At 62.8% G+C, this 15,984-nt stretch carries 17 protein-coding genes and 1 pseudogene; 10 read left to right on the top strand and 8 right to left on the bottom strand.

Annotated elements, in window-relative coordinates; all coding sequences use genetic code 11:
* Positions 1 to 50 precede the first annotated feature (50 nt).
* Genes DV532_RS18250 through DV532_RS18240 form a run of 3 tightly spaced genes read right to left on the bottom strand, consistent with a single transcriptional unit; the run spans position 51 to position 2,351 of the window.
* Positions 51 to 608 carry a peptidylprolyl isomerase gene (locus tag DV532_RS18250; protein WP_056804879.1) on the bottom strand — a complete coding sequence of 186 codons (558 nt, stop codon included), beginning with the start codon at positions 606 to 608 and terminating at the stop codon, positions 51 to 53.
* Entirely contained in the window at positions 602 to 1,414 is an 813-nt protein-coding gene (locus DV532_RS18245) for an alpha/beta fold hydrolase (RefSeq protein WP_056804882.1), read from the bottom strand. Before DV532_RS18245 ends, DV532_RS18250 begins: the two co-directional genes overlap by 7 nt.
* Before the next feature lie 13 nt (positions 1,415 to 1,427).
* Positions 1,428 to 2,351 (bottom strand): LysR family transcriptional regulator, encoded by a 924-nt coding sequence (locus DV532_RS18240; RefSeq protein ID WP_012273620.1) that lies wholly within the window; start codon positions 2,349 to 2,351, stop codon positions 1,428 to 1,430.
* Positions 2,352 to 2,399: 48 nt separating this feature from the next.
* On the opposite strand from DV532_RS18240, the gene DV532_RS18235 reads away from it, so the two are divergent.
* The 4 genes and pseudogenes from DV532_RS18235 to DV532_RS18220 all read left to right on the top strand — a co-directional run bounded on the left by DV532_RS18235 (position 2,400) and on the right by DV532_RS18220 (position 4,988).
* On the top strand, positions 2,400 to 2,714 hold the full coding sequence (locus DV532_RS18235; RefSeq protein ID WP_056804885.1) for a hypothetical protein: 315 nt from the start codon (positions 2,400 to 2,402) through the stop codon (positions 2,712 to 2,714).
* Positions 2,715 to 2,822: 108 nt separating this feature from the next.
* Positions 2,823 to 3,422 carry an FMN-dependent NADH-azoreductase gene (locus DV532_RS18230; RefSeq protein WP_056804889.1) on the top strand — a complete coding sequence of 200 codons (600 nt, stop codon included), beginning with the start codon at positions 2,823 to 2,825 and terminating at the stop codon, positions 3,420 to 3,422.
* Between the two features lie 114 nt (positions 3,423 to 3,536).
* A pseudogene (locus DV532_RS18225) lies at positions 3,537 to 3,839 on the top strand (group II intron maturase-specific domain-containing protein); the annotation flags it as partial.
* Between the two features lie 273 nt (positions 3,840 to 4,112).
* Positions 4,113 to 4,988 carry a carboxylate/amino acid/amine transporter gene (locus DV532_RS18220; protein WP_056804894.1) on the top strand — a complete coding sequence of 292 codons (876 nt, stop codon included), beginning with the start codon at positions 4,113 to 4,115 and terminating at the stop codon, positions 4,986 to 4,988.
* A 47-nt stretch (positions 4,989 to 5,035) separates the two neighbouring features.
* Here DV532_RS18220 and DV532_RS18215 read toward each other — a convergent pair whose 3' ends face one another.
* Positions 5,036 to 6,337: a mechanosensitive ion channel family protein gene (locus DV532_RS18215; RefSeq protein ID WP_056804897.1), complete on the bottom strand. Its 1,302-nt coding sequence runs from the start codon at positions 6,335 to 6,337 to the stop codon at positions 5,036 to 5,038.
* 103 nt (positions 6,338 to 6,440) lie between these two features.
* On the opposite strand from DV532_RS18215, the gene DV532_RS18210 reads away from it, so the two are divergent.
* Positions 6,441 to 7,799, top strand: coding sequence for a DEAD/DEAH box helicase (locus DV532_RS18210; RefSeq protein ID WP_056804900.1), 1,359 nt, complete (start codon positions 6,441 to 6,443; stop codon positions 7,797 to 7,799).
* Positions 7,800 to 7,858: 59 nt separating this feature from the next.
* Here DV532_RS18210 and DV532_RS18205 read toward each other — a convergent pair whose 3' ends face one another.
* Positions 7,859 to 8,131, bottom strand: a complete 273-nt coding sequence (locus DV532_RS18205) for a hypothetical protein (protein WP_056804903.1) — start codon at positions 8,129 to 8,131, stop codon at positions 7,859 to 7,861.
* 212 nt (positions 8,132 to 8,343) lie between these two features.
* Between DV532_RS18205 and DV532_RS18200 the strand changes: the two genes are divergently transcribed.
* Together DV532_RS18200 and DV532_RS18195 are read left to right on the top strand one after the other, a co-directional pair.
* Positions 8,344 to 8,739 carry a hypothetical protein gene (locus DV532_RS18200; protein ID WP_056804906.1) on the top strand — a complete coding sequence of 132 codons (396 nt, stop codon included), beginning with the start codon at positions 8,344 to 8,346 and terminating at the stop codon, positions 8,737 to 8,739.
* Positions 8,740 to 8,845: 106 nt separating this feature from the next.
* Entirely contained in the window at positions 8,846 to 9,772 is a 927-nt protein-coding gene (locus DV532_RS18195) for a DMT family transporter (RefSeq protein WP_056804909.1), read from the top strand.
* 85 nt (positions 9,773 to 9,857) lie between these two features.
* Here DV532_RS18195 and DV532_RS18190 read toward each other — a convergent pair whose 3' ends face one another.
* The gene (locus DV532_RS18190; protein WP_056804911.1) at positions 9,858 to 11,024 is read right to left on the bottom strand and encodes an MFS transporter; all 1,167 of its coding nucleotides are present in this window, start codon (positions 11,022 to 11,024) and stop codon (positions 9,858 to 9,860) included.
* Between the two features lie 106 nt (positions 11,025 to 11,130).
* On the opposite strand from DV532_RS18190, the gene DV532_RS18185 reads away from it, so the two are divergent.
* A complete protein-coding gene (locus DV532_RS18185) occupies positions 11,131 to 12,024 on the top strand; it encodes a LysR family transcriptional regulator (RefSeq protein ID WP_056804914.1) in 894 nt (297 codons plus the stop codon).
* A 124-nt stretch (positions 12,025 to 12,148) separates the two neighbouring features.
* Entirely contained in the window at positions 12,149 to 12,277 is a 129-nt protein-coding gene (locus DV532_RS30975) for a PA1414 family protein (protein ID WP_009683677.1), read from the top strand.
* Between the two features lie 107 nt (positions 12,278 to 12,384).
* On the opposite strand, the gene DV532_RS18180 is transcribed toward DV532_RS30975, so the two are convergent.
* Positions 12,385 to 13,764 (bottom strand): sodium:solute symporter, encoded by a 1,380-nt coding sequence (locus DV532_RS18180; protein WP_056804917.1) that lies wholly within the window; start codon positions 13,762 to 13,764, stop codon positions 12,385 to 12,387.
* A gap of 150 nt (positions 13,765 to 13,914) precedes the next feature.
* Positions 13,915 to 14,865: an agmatinase gene (gene speB, locus DV532_RS18175; RefSeq protein WP_056804919.1), complete on the bottom strand. Its 951-nt coding sequence runs from the start codon at positions 14,863 to 14,865 to the stop codon at positions 13,915 to 13,917.
* Between the two features lie 225 nt (positions 14,866 to 15,090).
* Between speB and DV532_RS18170 the strand changes: the two genes are divergently transcribed.
* The gene (locus DV532_RS18170; RefSeq protein ID WP_056804922.1) at positions 15,091 to 15,984 is read left to right on the top strand and encodes a LysR family transcriptional regulator; all 894 of its coding nucleotides are present in this window, start codon (positions 15,091 to 15,093) and stop codon (positions 15,982 to 15,984) included.

Below are 15,984 nucleotides of genomic sequence, written 5' to 3'. Positions count from 1 at the left end.
CCTGTTCCATCCGGCCCTCAGGCGGTTTCACGTCCTTGTGAAGCCTGCGGTCAGTCGATGCGTTTGGCCGACTTGATGTAGACCGGGTCGGCCGGTACATCACGCATGCCTTTTTTCACGGTAGTTGGTGAATTGACGATCTGGTCGACCACCTCCATCCCCTTGGTCACTTTGCCGAACACGGCGTAACCGGCGTCGCGGCCCGGGTTGAGGAAATCGTTGTCGGCAACGTTGATGAAGAACTGACTGGTGGCCGAGTTCGGGTTGGAGGTGCGCGCCATCGATAGAGTGCCGCGGGTGTTCTGCAGGCCGTTGCTGGCTTCGTTACGGATCGGGTCTTTGGTGTCTTTCTGCACCATCTGGTCAGTGAAACCACCGCCCTGGACCATGAACCCCGGGATCACCCGGTGGAAGATGGTGTTGTTGTAGAAGCCGCTGTCGACGTAGTCCAGGAAGTTCTTGGTACTGACCGGTGCCTTCTCGGCATTCAGCTCGATTTCGACCTGGCCGAAGCTGGTGTCCAGCAGTACGTGCGGGGTCTTGTCGGAAGCCATGACGCTGGTGGCGAAGGCGACCGAGCAGGCGGTGAGCAGAAGTTTTTTCAGCATGGGCTCAAAGATCCTTGAGAGGTGGAAGCGGCTGCAAGGAACTGCAGCAGGGTCTGGTTGAAGACCTCGGGTTGGTCGAGGGGGGTAGCGTGCCGGGAATCGTCGATGACCACCAGCTTGGCGTGGGGCATCAGGGCGACGTAGCGTTGTTTCAGTTCTATCGGGGTGTAATCGTGGTCGGCAGCGATGACCAGGGTAGGACATTGAATGTGCCCGATGCGTTCCTGCACGCCCCAGTCGACGATGGCGTCGAAACTCTTGAGGTAGGCACGCTTGTCGTTGCGTGCCCAGCGCTGGGCCATCTTCTGCCGCAATTCAGCTTGCTGGGGCTTGGGGAACAGGCGTTCGGCCAGGCCCTTGCCAACGGTTTCGACACTGAGCAAGCGCGCCAGGCCCCAGCGCTTGAGCCACCAAGCCCAGTCACTGCGCGTGCGGCGCTTGACTTCAGGGGCGCTGTTGACGATGCACAGGCTGCGAAGCCACTGCGGGTGGTCGACAGCGAACTGGAAGCCGACCATGCCGCCCATGGACAGGCCCACCACGTGTACCGGGCCGCTGTGCAGGTGCTCGAGCAGGGCCAGCAGGTCGGCGCTGAAGGTCGCGATCTGGTAACCATCGCGCGGCTTGTCGGAGCGGCCGTGGCCGCGAACGTCCATCAGGATGACCCGGTAGTAGCGGCTGAGCGCCGGCACTTGCATTTCCCAATCCTGGCAGCTCGAACCCAAGCCATGCAGCAATACCAGGGGTTCGCCCTGGCCATATTCCTGGTAATGCAGTGCGCATCCTTCGTGTTCGAAATAGGCCATGGGCGCGGTCCTCTCAGGCTTGTGGGGGGGCTGCGAAGGGCACGTCCAGTGGCGCGGTGTCGAAATTGCGCAGCAGGTCGATGAGAATCTGCGTAGCCGGGCCCAAGGTCTTCTCTTTGCTCGAATAAAGGTAGAACAGTGGGTGGCGACTGCCACCCTGATCCAGCGGCAACGGCTTGAGCACGCCTTCGCGCAGTTCGCGCTCAATCATGTGCCGAGGTAGCCAGGCAAAGCCCAGGCCACTGCTGACGAAGGTGGCGGCGGTGCCCAGGCTGCCGACGGTCCAGCGCTGCTCGGCGCCCAGCCAGCCGACGTCGCGCGGTTGGGCACGGCCAGAGTCGCGGATCACCACCTGCAACTGGCTTTCCAGGTCCTGGAAGGTAAGCTCGCGGCCCAGGCGGTGCAGGCTGTGTTCGGGGTGGGCGACGGCGACGAACTCCACCGCGCTCAGTTCGGCGCCCAGGTAGCCGCCAATGCTATAGCTGCTGATGGCCAGGTCGGCGATGCCTTCGTGCATCACTTCTTCGACGCCAGACAGCACTTCTTCCCGCAGGCGTACCCGGCAACCGCGGCTCTGCGGCATGAACGCGGCCAGCGCGCGCACCAGGCGGGCACTGGGGTAGGCGGCATCGACCACCAGGCGCACTTCGGCTTCCCAGCCCTGTTCCATGTGGTGGGCGAGGTCTTCGAGTTGGCTGGCCTGCTTGACCAAGTGGCGCGAACGGCGCAGCAGGACGTTGCCGGCTTCGGTGAGCACCGCCTTGCGGCCGTCAATGCGCAGCAGCGGTACGCCCAATTGTTCCTGCATGCGGGCCACGGTGTAGCTGACCGATGACTGCGAGCGGTGCAGTGCCTCGGCGGCCTGGGCAAACCCGCCGTGATCGACCACTGCTTGCAGGGTTCGCCACTGGTCAAGGGTTACGCGCGGCGCTTTCATCTTTCGCTCCTGTTGTCCTAAGCTGCGCTCTTTCAAGGAGAGCGGCCCATGAAGAAATGTTGTGCGGCAATACTGATGTGCCTGCCCCTCGGGGCCATGGCGTATCCCATCGATGTTGAGAAGGAACTGACGGGGGTCAAGCTCGACTACACCGCCTATGACACCGCCTACGACATTGGCGCCATCACCCTCAACAACTATGGGCAGGTAGCGGCAGCGTGCAAGGTGACCTTCCGCAACGGCCCGGAGGCACCGCGGGTGCGCCGGGTAAACGTGCCGGCCGGTAAAAGCGTCGATGTCACCGCCAAGTTCAACCGGCAGATCATCAAGCTACGGATCGCCTTGAACTGCAGCGCAGAATAAACTGATAAATCGATAGATTGAACCCACTTTTTACGCTTTTTTATCGATAGGTCAAGCCTTAATCTCACCTCCATCGAATCGCAACCCTTTTCGCCGATGGAGGCACCCATGTCCCGCGTACTGATCATCGAAAGCAGCGCCCGCCAGCAGGATTCCGTTTCCCGTCAGCTGACCCGTGATTTCATCCAACAATGGCAGGCCGCTCACCCGGCCGATCAGATCAGCGTGCGTGACTTGGCCGTGAACCCCGTGCCGCACTTGGACGCCAACCTACTGGGTGGCTGGATGAAGCCCGAAGAGCAGCGCAGCGCCGACGAACTCGAGGCGTTGGCCCGGTCCAACGAGTTGACCGATGAATTGCTGGCTGCTGACGTGTTGGTGATGGCCGCGCCGATGTACAACTTCACCATCCCCAGCACTCTCAAGGCCTGGCTGGACCACGTGCTGCGTGCCGGCATCACCTTCAAGTACACCCCTACCGGCCCGCAGGGCTTGCTGACCGGCAAACGCGCGATTGTGTTGACTGCCCGTGGTGGCATCCACGCCGGTGCCAGCAGCGACCACCAGGAACCGTACCTGCGCCAGGTGATGGCTTTCATCGGCATTCACGATGTCGACTTCATCCATGCCGAAGGCCTGAACATGAGTGGCGAGTTCCACGAGAAAGGCCTGAACCAGGCCAAGGCCAAGCTGGCAGCGGTGGCCTGAGGCTTAGCGAATTCCCAACCCTGGCACCTGTTTTTGCTCCTTTGGGTGTACCTGCCCGGCCATTGGCCGGGCTTTTTTATGTGCGCCAGAGCCGAGGGTGATGCCCGACAGTGATGGGCGAGCTACTTCAAGCTCAGCCAGAGCAAGCATCCGCTTGAGGAGTTGGATGGGTGGGTCAGGCATAAGCTCCGCTGCGCGATCTGGCGTCAATGGAAGCAACCTCCCACGAGAGTGCGGAACCTGATGCGCTTAGGCCTTAGCGAGGAGCGAGCCCGAAAATCGGCTTTCAATGGCCGGGGGCCATGGTGGAACTCGGGGGCGCAGCATATGAATCACGCACTGCCGAAGAAGCTGTGGGGACGGCTCGGACTGGTCTCGATACTGGATACGATCAACCGGCTTAGCCGCATGACCTGAACCGCCGTGTACGGAACCGTACGCACGGTGGTGTGAGAGGACGGCGGGTGTGAGCCCGCCTCCTACTCGATGCCTGCAATTTATCGGGTGCCAGTACCGGCCTCTTCGCGGGTAAACCCGCTCCTACACGGACACTACAGGCCTCGGTGCAGTGATACCCCTGTAGGCGCGGGTTTACCCGCGAAGAGGCCGGTACAGCCCTTACATTCCTCATGCTTGAACTCAGTTACCGCAACCCGCTAAGGTCGCGGCCTTGATCCACGAGAGGCAACCATGGGCTACCTGATAATCGTCGCGCTGATCCAGGCGTTTTCCTTCAGCCTGATCGGCGAGTACCTGGCCGGGCACGTCGACAGCTACTTCGCTGTGCTCGCACGCGTGGTGCTGGCTGGCCTGGTGTTCCTGCCGCTGACACGCTGGCGCCAGGTAGCGCCGCGCTTCATGCGCTCGATGCTGTTGATCGGCGCGCTGCAGTACGGCATCACCTACGTCTGCCTGTACCTGAGCTTCCGCGTGCTCACTGTGCCGGAGGTGCTGCTGTTCACCATCCTCACGCCGTTGCATGTGACGCTGATCGAAGACGCCATGAACCGGCGCTTCAACCCGTGGGCGCTGCTGGCCGCCTTGGTGGCTGTGGCCGGCGCAGCGGTGATCCGCCTTGACAGCATCAGCGGCGAGTTCTTCGTCGGCTTCCTGTTGCTGCAACTGGCCAACTTCACCTATGCCGCCGGGCAGGTCATGTACCGCCACTTGGTTGCACGAAACCCCAGCGACCAGCCGCACTATGCCCGCTTCGGCTACTTCTACCTCGGCGCCTTGCTGGTGGTGCTGCCGGCCTTCCTGTTGTTCGGCAATGCCCAGCATTTGCCGAGTACGCACGTGCAATGGGGGGTGTTGCTGTTCCTGGGCCTGTGCCCGACGGCACTGGGCCTGTACTGGTGGAACAAAGGCGCGTGCCTGGTCTCAGGCGCCACGCTGGCGGTGATGAACAACCTGCATGTGCCGGTAGGGCTGCTGCTGAACCTGCTGATCTGGAACCAGCACGAACCGCTGGGACGGTTGTTGATCGGCGGCGCGATCATCCTCGCGTCGGTGTGGCTGAGCCGCCTGGGTGGGCGCGCGCAGGCATCGCTGGCCGGCAAGGCCTGACACAAGCTGGCTGGCCTGCGATGGGCTGCAAAGCAGCCCCGGTATTCTCAAGCCTCGCTCATCTCTGCTTGTTGGCGCGGTACTGGCTCATGCGCCGCGCGCCCCGCCAGCCCCACCCGCATGTCATTGCCACTGGGCTGCTGGTACAAGCTCAGTCCAAACTCCGGCAGCACTGCCAACAAGTAGTCGAAGATGTCCCCCTGGATCCGCTCGTACTCCGCCCACGCCGTGGTGGTGGTAAAGCAGTAGATCTCCAGCGGCACGCCCTCGGCGGTGGTCTGCATCTGCCGCACCATGCAGGTCATGTTCGGGTGCACGTTGGGGTGGTTCTTCAAATAGGCCAGGGCAAACGCGCGGAAGGTGCCGATGTTGGTCAACCTGCGCCGGTTGGCCGACAGCTCGGCCACTGGGCCCAAAGCTTCGTTCCAGCGCTGCAGTTCCTGGCGCTTGCCGGCCAGGTAGTCACCCAGCAGGTGCACGTGGGTCAGGCGCTGTTCCTCCTCACGGGTGAGGAAACGCACCCCGGCGGCATCGATGAACAGGCTGCGCTTGATCCGCCGGCCACCGGACTGCTGCATGCCGCGGTAGTTGCGGAACGACTCGCTCATCAGGCGCCAGGTGGGGATCGAGACGATGGTTTTGTCGAAGTTTTGTACCTTCACCGTGTGCAGGGTGATGTCCACCACATCGCCATCGGCGCCCACCTGCGGCATTTCGATCCAGTCACCCACGTGCAGCATGTCGTTGCTGGTCAGTTGCACGCTGGCGACGAACGACAGCAGGGTGTCCTTGTACACCAACAGCAACACCGCCGACATGGCACCCAGGCCCGACAGCAGCAACAGTGGCGAACGGTCGATCAGGGTGGCGACGATGACGATGGAGGCGAAGATCCACAGCATCATCTTGGCCAGTTGCACGTAGCCCTTGATGGAGCGGGTGCGCGCGTGTTCGGTGCGGGCATAGATGTCGAGCAGGGCGTCCAGCAGGCACGACAGCGCCAAGGTCATGAACAACAGGGTAAAGGCCAGGGCGACATTGCCGAGGAAATGCTGGGCGGTGTCGGACAGTTCCGGCACTAGCTTCAGGCCAAATTGCAGCACCAGTGATGGCGTGGTTTGCGCCAGGCGGTGGAACACCTTGTTGTGGCGCAGGTCGTCCAGCCACTTCAAGGCTTGCTGGCGGGCCAACAGACGGGCGCCGTGCAGCATCAGGAAGCGCGCCAGGCGGCCAACCACTACGGAAATCAGCAGCAGCACGGCTAGGCCAATGGCGGCGTGCAGCATGGGATGTTGGTCGAGGGTGCCCCACAGGTCGAGGGAGTCACGCCAGATTCGTTGGATATCCATGGGCTTGCGTACAGTCTTATTGCCAAACGAAGCGCCATTAGAGCGCGGATGGCGGCAAAGTTGGCAAAAGAAATTCGGCTAAGGCGGCAGAAAACGTTACCCTATGCAACTGAATTTCCCGCACTTGCCTGAGGTTACCTCCGTGTTCTCCCAATTCGCCCTGCATGAACGCCTGCTTAAAGCCGTGGCCGAGCTTAAATTTGTCGAGCCAACCCCGGTGCAGGCCGCGGCCATCCCCTTGGCCCTGCAAGGGCGTGACCTGCGTGTGACCGCGCAGACTGGCAGCGGCAAGACCGCAGCGTTCGTGCTGCCGATGCTCAATCGCCTGGTTGACCTGAGCGGCCCGCGGGTTGAAATCCGCGCGCTGATCCTGCTGCCTACCCGTGAGCTGGCCCAGCAAACCCTCAAGCAAGTGCAGCTGTTCTCGCAGTTCACCTACATCAAGGCCGGCCTGGTTACGGGCGGTGAGGACTTCAAGGAACAGGCAGCCATGCTGCGCAAGGTGCCGGACGTGCTGATCGGCACCCCTGGCCGCCTGCTCGAGCAGCTCAATGCCGGCAACCTCGACCTGTCCCACGTGCAGGTGCTGATCCTCGACGAAGCCGACCGTATGCTGGACATGGGCTTTGCCGAAGACATGGAGCGCCTGTGCAAGGAGTGCGAAAACCGCGAGCAGACCCTGCTGTTCTCGGCAACCACTGGCGGTGCAGCGCTGCGTGAAATGATCGGCACGGTGCTGAAAGACCCTGAGCACCTGATGCTCAACAGCGTGTCGCAACTGGCTGAGGGCACTCGTCAGCAAATCATCATGGCTGACCACGACCAGCACAAAGAGCAGATCGTGCAGTGGTTGTTGGCCAACGAAGCCTTCGACAAGGCGATCATCTTCACCAATACCCGCGTTCTGGCCGACCGCATCTACGGTCACCTGGTGGCCAAGGACGTGAAGGCGTTCGTGCTGCACGGCGAGAAGGACCAGAAGGACCGCAAGCTGGCCATCGAGCGCTTCAAGCAGGGCAGCTCCAAGGTGCTGGTGGCCACTGACGTGGCGGCCCGTGGCCTGGACATCGACGGCCTGGACTTGGTGATCAACTTCGACATGCCACGCAGCGGCGACGAGTACGTGCACCGCGTGGGCCGTACCGGGCGTGCCGGTGGCGAAGGCTTGGCGATCTCGCTGATCACCCACAACGACTGGAACCTGATGTCGAGCATCGAACGCTACCTCAAGCAGCAGTTCGAGCGCCGGGTGATCAAGGAAGTGAAAGGCACCTACAGCGGGCCTAAGAAGGTCAAGGCTTCGGGTAAAGCTGTTGGGGCCAAGAAGAAAACGGGCGACAAGAAGGGCGACAAGAAGACCGTTGCCAAACGCAAGCCTACCGCCAAGCCGCGGCCTAATGCGCCACTGGCCAGCGCCGATGGCCTAGCGCCGCTGAAAAAGCGCAAGCCGGCTGCTGAGTAAGTAACGGTCTGGGGCCCTATCGCTGGCTTGCCGGCGATAGGGCCACTGAAGACAACCCATCAATCAGCCTTTTTCTCCGCCGCTTTCAACTCCTTGATCCGCGTGTCGATCAACTGGCACTTGTCGGGCAAATCCTTGCTCGCCGTCCCCAACTCCATCCCCTGAAGCTCGTCATTGATCTCCTTGGCCTTTTGCGGGTTCTGCTCGGTCAACTGGGTGACCAACCCGGCCAGTTCTTCACGTTTCTGCGTCGCCTCTTCCGGTGTGCAGGCCCAGGCGGGCAGGGCGCAGAGTAGGGCGGTGGCGCAGGCAATGGGCAGCAGCGGTTTCATCCTTTCTACCTCCGGCGGTGGTGATGCTCAGTGGAGGCTTACCCGTGGCCGTTAGTTCAGCACCTTCGACCGGTGGCTATACCCTGCGTGCAATTAGCTGCGTCAGTACATGCTGGCGCAACAACGCCAGCGCTGATCTTTCGGAACGCTCGGCAATGCCGAGAGGTCCCAAGCTGTGTACCCCCTTCCGTCCACAGCAGGAGCCGGTAGCCATGAGCATTGCCTACGACTGGGACCTGATCGAACGCTTGCTGCACGAGGTGCAGAACGGCGCCGGTCACAGCTTTACGCCACGCCCCTATGCCGAGCAGCACGCCGCGGCGCTGGCCGCCAAGGGTGAGCCACTGGGCGACATCGATCATCTTAAAACCCGTGCCTGCGAGTACGAAAAACTGCTGTTCGAGCGTGGCTTTATCGAAAGCCGGCCCGAAGCGGATGGCGGTAATGGCGAGAACTTCGTGCTGACCGAACGCGGCTCGCGCCTGATGAGCCTGATCGACAGCAGCATCCCCGGCTTCGAGCACCCGCGCCAGGTGCTGGATGAGCAAGAGGATGCGCTGGACGAAACCACCTTCGACCAGGTGTCGGCGAAGGCGCAGATCGCTTGAGGTCGTTTTGAGACTGGCAATGGCAGCCACGGAAACCCGATAATCGGTACAACCTGAACAGTGCCGAGTTCCTGCCCATGCCCACGATCACCCTACAGGCCCGCCCATGAGCGCGGTCCGCAAGAACCCTGACGCCTTCGCCTTGCAGGTGATGCTGGGGCTGTGCTTGATCTGGGGCTGCCAGCAAGTACTGATCAAGTTTGCCGCCGGCGACATTGCGCCGGTGATGCAGGCGGCCCTGCGCAACGGCATCGCCGCTGTGCTGGTGGGCTTGATGCTGTGCTGGCGAGGGGGCTGGGAGCAAGTCGGCAGCACCTGGCGGGCTGGGCTGGTGGCCGGTGGGTTATTCGGTGTGGAGTTCTTGTTCATTGCTGAAGGGCTGAAGCTAACGTCGGCCGCGCACATGTCGGTGTTCCTTTATACCGCGCCGGTGTTCACCGCCTTGGGCCTGCATTTCAGGTTGCCCAGCGAACGCTTGCGGCTGCTGCAGTGGCTGGGGATTCTGCTGGCCTTCGGCGGCATTGCCATGGCTTTCGCCGGCGGCATGTCGTTGCAAGGCATGGATGGCCGCACCCTGCTGGGCGATGCCTTTGGCGTGATTGCCGGGCTGGCGTGGGGCGCGACCACGGTGGTGGTGCGCTGCTCGCGGCTGTCGGAAGCACCGGCGACCTTGACCCTGTTCTATCAACTGGCGGTGGGTTTTGCCGGGCTGCTGCTGATCGCCTTGCTCAGCGGGCAGATCGGCGCGGTGTCGCTGACGCCGCTGGCGTTGGGCAGCGTGCTGTTCCAGGGGATTGTGGTGTCGTTTGTCAGTTACCTGACCTGGTTCTGGTTGCTGCGTAAATACCTGGCGTCGAACCTGGCGGTGTTTTCGTTCATCACCCCGCTGTTCGGGGTGACCTTTGGCGTGTTGCTGCTGGGTGAGCCATTGAGCGTGAATTTCGTGGTTGGCGCGTTGATGGTGTTGCTGGGGGTGGTGCTGGTGAGTGCCGAGCCGTGGGTGAAGCGGCAGTTGCGGCGGTATGTGGGTTGACTGGGCGGGCAACCCCGCCCCCACAGGAGATATCCCTGTAGGAGCGGGTTTACCCGCGAAGAGGCCAGTACAGGCAACCTCAAACTCAGGATGTAACCTCGGCCTGGCAGGCATTGCTCAGCCGTGCGTTACTCGCCAACTGCACCAGCCCCCCCGCCACCACTAACCCGCCGGCCGCTACCATCAGCGCCGGTTGCAGCCCGCCGCTGTAATGGCTGCTGAGCGCCGCCAGCAACGGCCCGCTCAACTGCCCCAAGGCGAAGCACGCGGTCAGTAGCCCGGCATTGCGCTGCGTAGCATGCGGCGCCAACTCCCGAGAATGCTGCATCACCAACTGCATGCAGGCCAGGAACGGCCCGCCACACAGCACCACCCCCAGCGCCAGCCCAACCCCTCCACCTATCAAGCAGGCCAACACCCCCAGCCCTTGCAGCCACAGGGTAGCGGTCAGCCAGGTTGAGGTGCGGCCGCCACGCCGCAGGCTCACCAGCAGCACACCCAGCGCAGCGGCCAGGCCGAACGCCGGCCAGAACAGGTCGGCCAGCCATTGCCCGCGGAACTGCTGGTTGGCCATCTGCGCCAGGAAGGTGGCCGGCAGGATATAACCCACGCCATACAGCGCATACACCAGCCCCAGGCGGCCGATGCCGACACTGCGTGTGGGGCCCTGGCGTATAGCCGACGGCGCCGCTTGCAGCGCGCGGGGCAGCCAAGGCCGTACCGCCAGCAGCATCAGCAGGGCCGTCACGGCATAGATCAGCCACAGTGCGGCCGAACTCAGCCCCATCCGGTGCGCCAGCAGTGCCAGCAGCCCAGTCACGGCGATGCCCAGGCCCGGCCCTGCGAACACCAGCGCGCCCAGGCGCTGGCGGTTGTGGGCATTGGCTACCTGCTGGCTGAGGCTGGTGATCATCACCAATACCCAAGCGCTGGCCACACCGGTGCCAAAGCGCAACAGCAGGTGGCTGCACAACCCGTCGGCGGCCCATGAGGCCAGGGTCAGCAGCACGCACAGCCACAACCCGCCATGCAGGCGCAGGCGCACCTGGCCTGGCGAACGGGCGAACATGGCGTCGACCGCGCCAACGAAGTAACCCAGGTAGTTGGCCGCCGCCACCAGCCCGGCGACCGTCAGGTCGAACTGGCCTTCGGCGATGAGTTGCGGCAGCTGCGGGGTAAGGGCAAAACGGCCGATGCCCATGGCCATCATCAGCGCTACGGCGCTGGCCAGCAGTTGCATGAGTGGCGACATGAGAAAGCTCCTGCACGGATGTAAGCGAGAGTTGGCAGGTTAGGGCGGTTTATTTTTCAATAAAATTGAATAATGATGATCAAGTTATTCTGTTTTGGAGAATGCTGTGGAGTTCAGCCAACTGCGAATCTTCCAAGCCGTCGCTGAAGAGGGCTCGATCACCCGCGCAGCAGAGCGCCTGCACCGCGTGCCGTCGAACCTGTCGACGCGGCTGCGTCAGCTTGAGGAGCAACTGGGCATCGAGCTGTTCCTGCGCGAACGCCAGCGTTTGCAGCTGTCGCCGGCGGGCAAGGTGTTGCTGGACTACGCCAGCCGCCTGTCCGCCTTGCACGACGAGGCGCTGGCGGCCGTGCGTGGTGGCCAGCCAGCCGGTGACTTTGTGCTGGGGACTATGTACAGCACAGCGGCTACCCATTTGCCGGGGTTACTGGCGCGTTATCACCAGGCCTACCCGGCGGTAAACCTGCAGGTGCGCGCGGCGCCCAGTGGCGAGTTGCTGGAGGGCCTGCTCAACCACCGCCTGGACGCGGCTTTGGTGGACGGGCCGCCGAGCCTGGCCGGGCTGGATGGCGTGCCGCTGTGCGATGAGCAACTGGTGCTGATCAGCAGCCCCGAGCACCCCGCGGTGCACACCGCCAAGGACGTGGCGGGCAAAGCGGTGTTCACCTTCCGCCAGGGCTGCTCGTACCGCATGCGCCTGGAGGCCTGGTATGCCCATGCCCATACCCCCATGGGCCGGGTAATGGAGATCGAGTCGTACCAAAGCATGCTGGCCTGCGTGATCGCCGGCGCTGGCGTGGCCATGATGGCGCAGTCGATGCTCGACAGCCTACCTGGGCGCGACCGGGTGCGGGTGCACCGGCTGCAGGCGCCGTTCGATCAGGCGGTTACCTGGTTGATGTGGCGCCAAGGCATGCGCGGGGCAAATTTGCAGGCCTGGATCGATCTGCAACAAAGCGAAACGATTAACCAGTCGTCGGAATGCGCCGTTACGGCTTGATCCGTATCAAAATGGCCCGTATCTGTAGGAGTAGAGGCATGCGTAATACAGGACATGGGGCTATGATCTGTATGAAGCATCGCAGGATTGAATTGCCGTGAGGCTGACCCGTAAAGGGGGCATTATGAATAAACCACTGTCCAACTGGCTCCACGACCTGGCTGTCGCCTTGGGGCTGATTCCACCACCTTTGCAGCCGGTGCCGATCCCGACTGATGAAGAGCAGCGCAAACGCCAACCGCGTCGCCGCTGATTAAAAACAAGGGCCGCTGCACCTGGGTGGGTGCAGCGGCCTTTTTGTAGCCGTGAATTTGCTGTTGCCTGTACTGGCCCTGTCGCCGGCCAGTACAGGGTTGTCGATCAGGCCAGCTTCACCGCCGCCACCGATTTGCGCGACATCAAGCTCACCACCACAAAGCTCACCAAGCCAATCGCCAGGCTGTAATAGATCGGCGTATTGGCCTCCAGCCCATCCTTGAACATGAACAGCAGCGCGGTGGCAAAGCCCAGCGACATGCTGGCGATAGCGCCGGCAGTGGTCGCGCGTTTCCAGAAGATCGCCCCGATCAGCGGGATCAGCATGCCGCCGACCAGCAGGTTGTAGGCCAGCGTAAGGGCGTTGATCACATCGTTCACCATCAGCGCGATGCCCAGCACCACCAGGCCGGTGAGCAGGGTGAACAGGCGGCTCATGCCCAGGCTCGATTGCTTGCCGCCACGCAGCTTGGGCAGCAGGTCTTCGGTCACTGTGGTAGAGGCTGCCAGCAAGCCGGCGCTAGCGGTGGACATCATCGCCGCCAGGGCTGCTGCCATCAGCAGGCCACGAATGCCGTCGGGCAGGGTGGTCTTGATCATTTCGGCAAAGGCGTTGTTCGGGTTGGCCAGGTCGGGCATCAGCACATGCGCGGCCATGCCGATCGCCGCGCAGGCCAGGCCGTACAGCACGCAGTACACACCTGCGACGCTACCGGCACGCTGGCAAACCTTCTCGTCACGGGCGGTGAACACCCGCTGCCAGATGTCCTGGCCGATGAGGATGCCGAAGAAGTAGATCAAGAAGTAAGTGATGATGGTGTCCCAGCCAATGGTGGTGAGCTGGAAGCTGGCCGCCGGCAGCTTGGCCACCAGAGTGTCCCAGCCACCGGCCTTGTACAGGCACACTGGCAACAGGATGAACATCAGGCCGACGGTCTTGATCACGAACTGGACGATGTCGGTGAGGGTCAACGACCACATGCCGCCGATGGTCGAGTACAGCACCACCACACCACCGCCCAGCAGCAGCGAGGCCCAGAATGGCAAGTCCAGCAGCACCTGCAATACGGTAGCCATGGCCAAGGTCGAGGTGACGCCGATCATCAGTGCGTAGGCCAGCATGATCACGGCGCTGGCTTGGCGTGCAGTCGGGTTGTAGCGCTGCTCCAGCACCTGGGTGACGGTGAAGATGCGTAGGCGCAGCAAGGGTTTGGCCAGGAACAGGTTGATGGCGATGATGCCCAGGCCCAGGGCTGCACACAGCCAGAAGCCGGAGATGCCATGGACATAGCCCAGGCGCACGGTGCCGACGGTGGAAGCGCCGCCGAGCACGGTGGTCGCCATGGTGCCCATGTACAGGACCGGGCCAAGGTTGCGCCCGGCTACCAGGTAGTCTTCATGGGTTTTTGCGCGCCGCATGCCATACCAGCCTAGCCCGAGCATGCCAGCGGTGTAGATCATTACAACAATGATGTCCAAGGCCATTTGGGGTCTCCCGATTATCTTTATTATGGCGAGATCGACCACCCGGGCGGGGTTCACGGCGCCCGGCGGTCTTGTTGTGTGTTGGCGGGCCTCAGTGGCCCTCCCTCATGGCTCCTGCCGGGGTGTAGCGAGTGCTGCAGCGGCCGCCGTTTAGCGGCGGGCCACGCCGGGCAGCACGCAGAGCATTTCGAACAGCAGGTTGGCACCGAGCAGCGAGGTGTTGCCGGTGGTGTCGTAAGGCGGGGAGACTTCGACGAGGTCACAGCCGATCAGGTCCAGGCCGTGGCAGCCGCGAATGATCTCCATCGCCTGGATGGTGGTCAAGCCGCCGATTTCCGGGGTGCCGGTGCCAGGCGCCCAGGCCGGGTCGATACCATCGATGTCGAACGACAGGTACACCGGGCCACCGCCGACCTTTTCCCGCACTTCGGCCATCAGCGGCGCCAGCGACTTGTGCCAGCACTCTTCGGCTTGGACCACGCGGAAACCCTGGCGGCGGCTCCAGTTGAAGTCATCAGCGGTGTAGCCCTGGGCGCGCAGGCCAATCTGCACGACGCGGTCGCAATCGAGCAGGCCTTCTTCGACGGCGCGGCGGAAGGTGGTGCCGTGGGCGATCTTCTCGCCGAACATGTGGTCGTTGACGTCGGCGTGGGCATCGATGTGCACCAGGCCGATCTTGCCGTGCTTTTTGTGCAGGGCGCGCAGGATCGGCAGGGTGATGGTGTGGTCGCCACCCAGCGTCATCGGGATGACATTATGCTCGACGATTTCATCGTAGGCTTCTTCGATGATGCGCACGGCGTCCAGCAGGTTGAAGGTGTTGATCGCCACATCACCGATGTCGGCCACCGACAGCGAGTCGAAGGGGGCGGCCCCGGTGGCCATGTTGTACGGGCGGATCATGACCGATTCGGCGCGGATCTGCCGTGGGCCGAAGCGGGTGCCGGAGCGCAGCGAGGTGCCGATGTCCAGCGGCACGCCGATGAAGGCGGCGTCCAGGCCTTGGGCACTTTGCAGGTGGGGCAGGCGGAGCATGGTGGCGATGCCGCCGAAACGCGGCATTTCGTTGCCGCCCAGTGGTTGGTGGAGAGTCTTGTCCACGGTGGGCCTCATCAGTCGGTCGATTGTTGTGTTTGTTCGAACCTGTGCCGCCGCGCGCCTTTCACGTAGGGTCTTGCTGGCGGGCAGGGACATTTCGGCCAAGTCTGCTGAAGGCAGTGCCGGGGAAGAATCGCTACCGGCAAATACTTAGTTCAGGAATTTCTAAACTAAAGCCCGGCGCAGCGGTTAGACTGCGCGCAAATACTGTTGTGGAACCGCTGCACCATGGCCTCGACCTTGCCCGACCTGAAACTGCTGCGCATCTTCATCAGCGTGGTGCGCCACCAAGGCTTCGCCAATGCCCAGCGCGAACTGAACCTGTCTACCTCGGCCATCAGTACCTACATGAGCCAGTTGGAAGGCGCCTTGGGTATCGTGCTGTGCCACCGCGGGCGGGGCGGTTTCAGCCTGACCAGCAAGGGCGAACTGTTCCACCAGGAGACCTTGCGCCTGTTGGCCGAGCTGGACGGCTTCGAGCAGTATGCCGCGGCCCTCAAGGGCGAGTTGCGCGGCACCCTTAACCTGGGCGTGATCGACTCCACGGTCGGTGACCGCGCCTTGCCGTTGGCCGAAGCCATTGGTGCCTACAGCCAGGAGCACCCAGCGGTGCACCTGCACCTGTCTGTGTCCAGCCCTTACGAACTGCAACTGGGTGTACAGGACAACCGCCTCGACCTGGCCATCGGGGCGTTTTCTTCGCGCATGAGTGGGCTGCTCTACCAGCCGCTGTACCGTGAGCAGCACTGGCTGTACTGCAGCAGCCGGCACCCGTTGTTTGTTGAGCGGCGCATCCCCGAGCAGGTGGTGACCCAGCAGCGCATGGTCGGGCGCGGCTACTGGAGCCAGGCCGAACTGGCCCGGCATGGCTTCAAGCACAGCGCGGCGACGGTGGAGAGCATGGAGGCGCAGTTGATCCTGATTCTCTCTGGCGCCTATATCGGTTACCTGCCCGAACACTATGCCCAGGCTTGGGTCGACAAAGGCGATTTACGCGTGCTGTCGCCGTCGACTTTCGGCTATCAGGCGCCATTTTCGCTGATTATTCGCCGCGGGCGCAGCCGCGAGCCGTTGATCCAGACCTTCCGCGACCTGTTGAAAAGCCAGCTCAACGTGGGCTGA

Source organism: Pseudomonas sp. Leaf58 (assembly GCF_003627215.1).
GTDB lineage: Bacteria > Pseudomonadota > Gammaproteobacteria > Pseudomonadales > Pseudomonadaceae > Aquipseudomonas.
The sequence above is the reverse complement of the archived record's forward strand: the minus strand, read 5'-3'. Positions and strand labels throughout refer to the sequence as shown.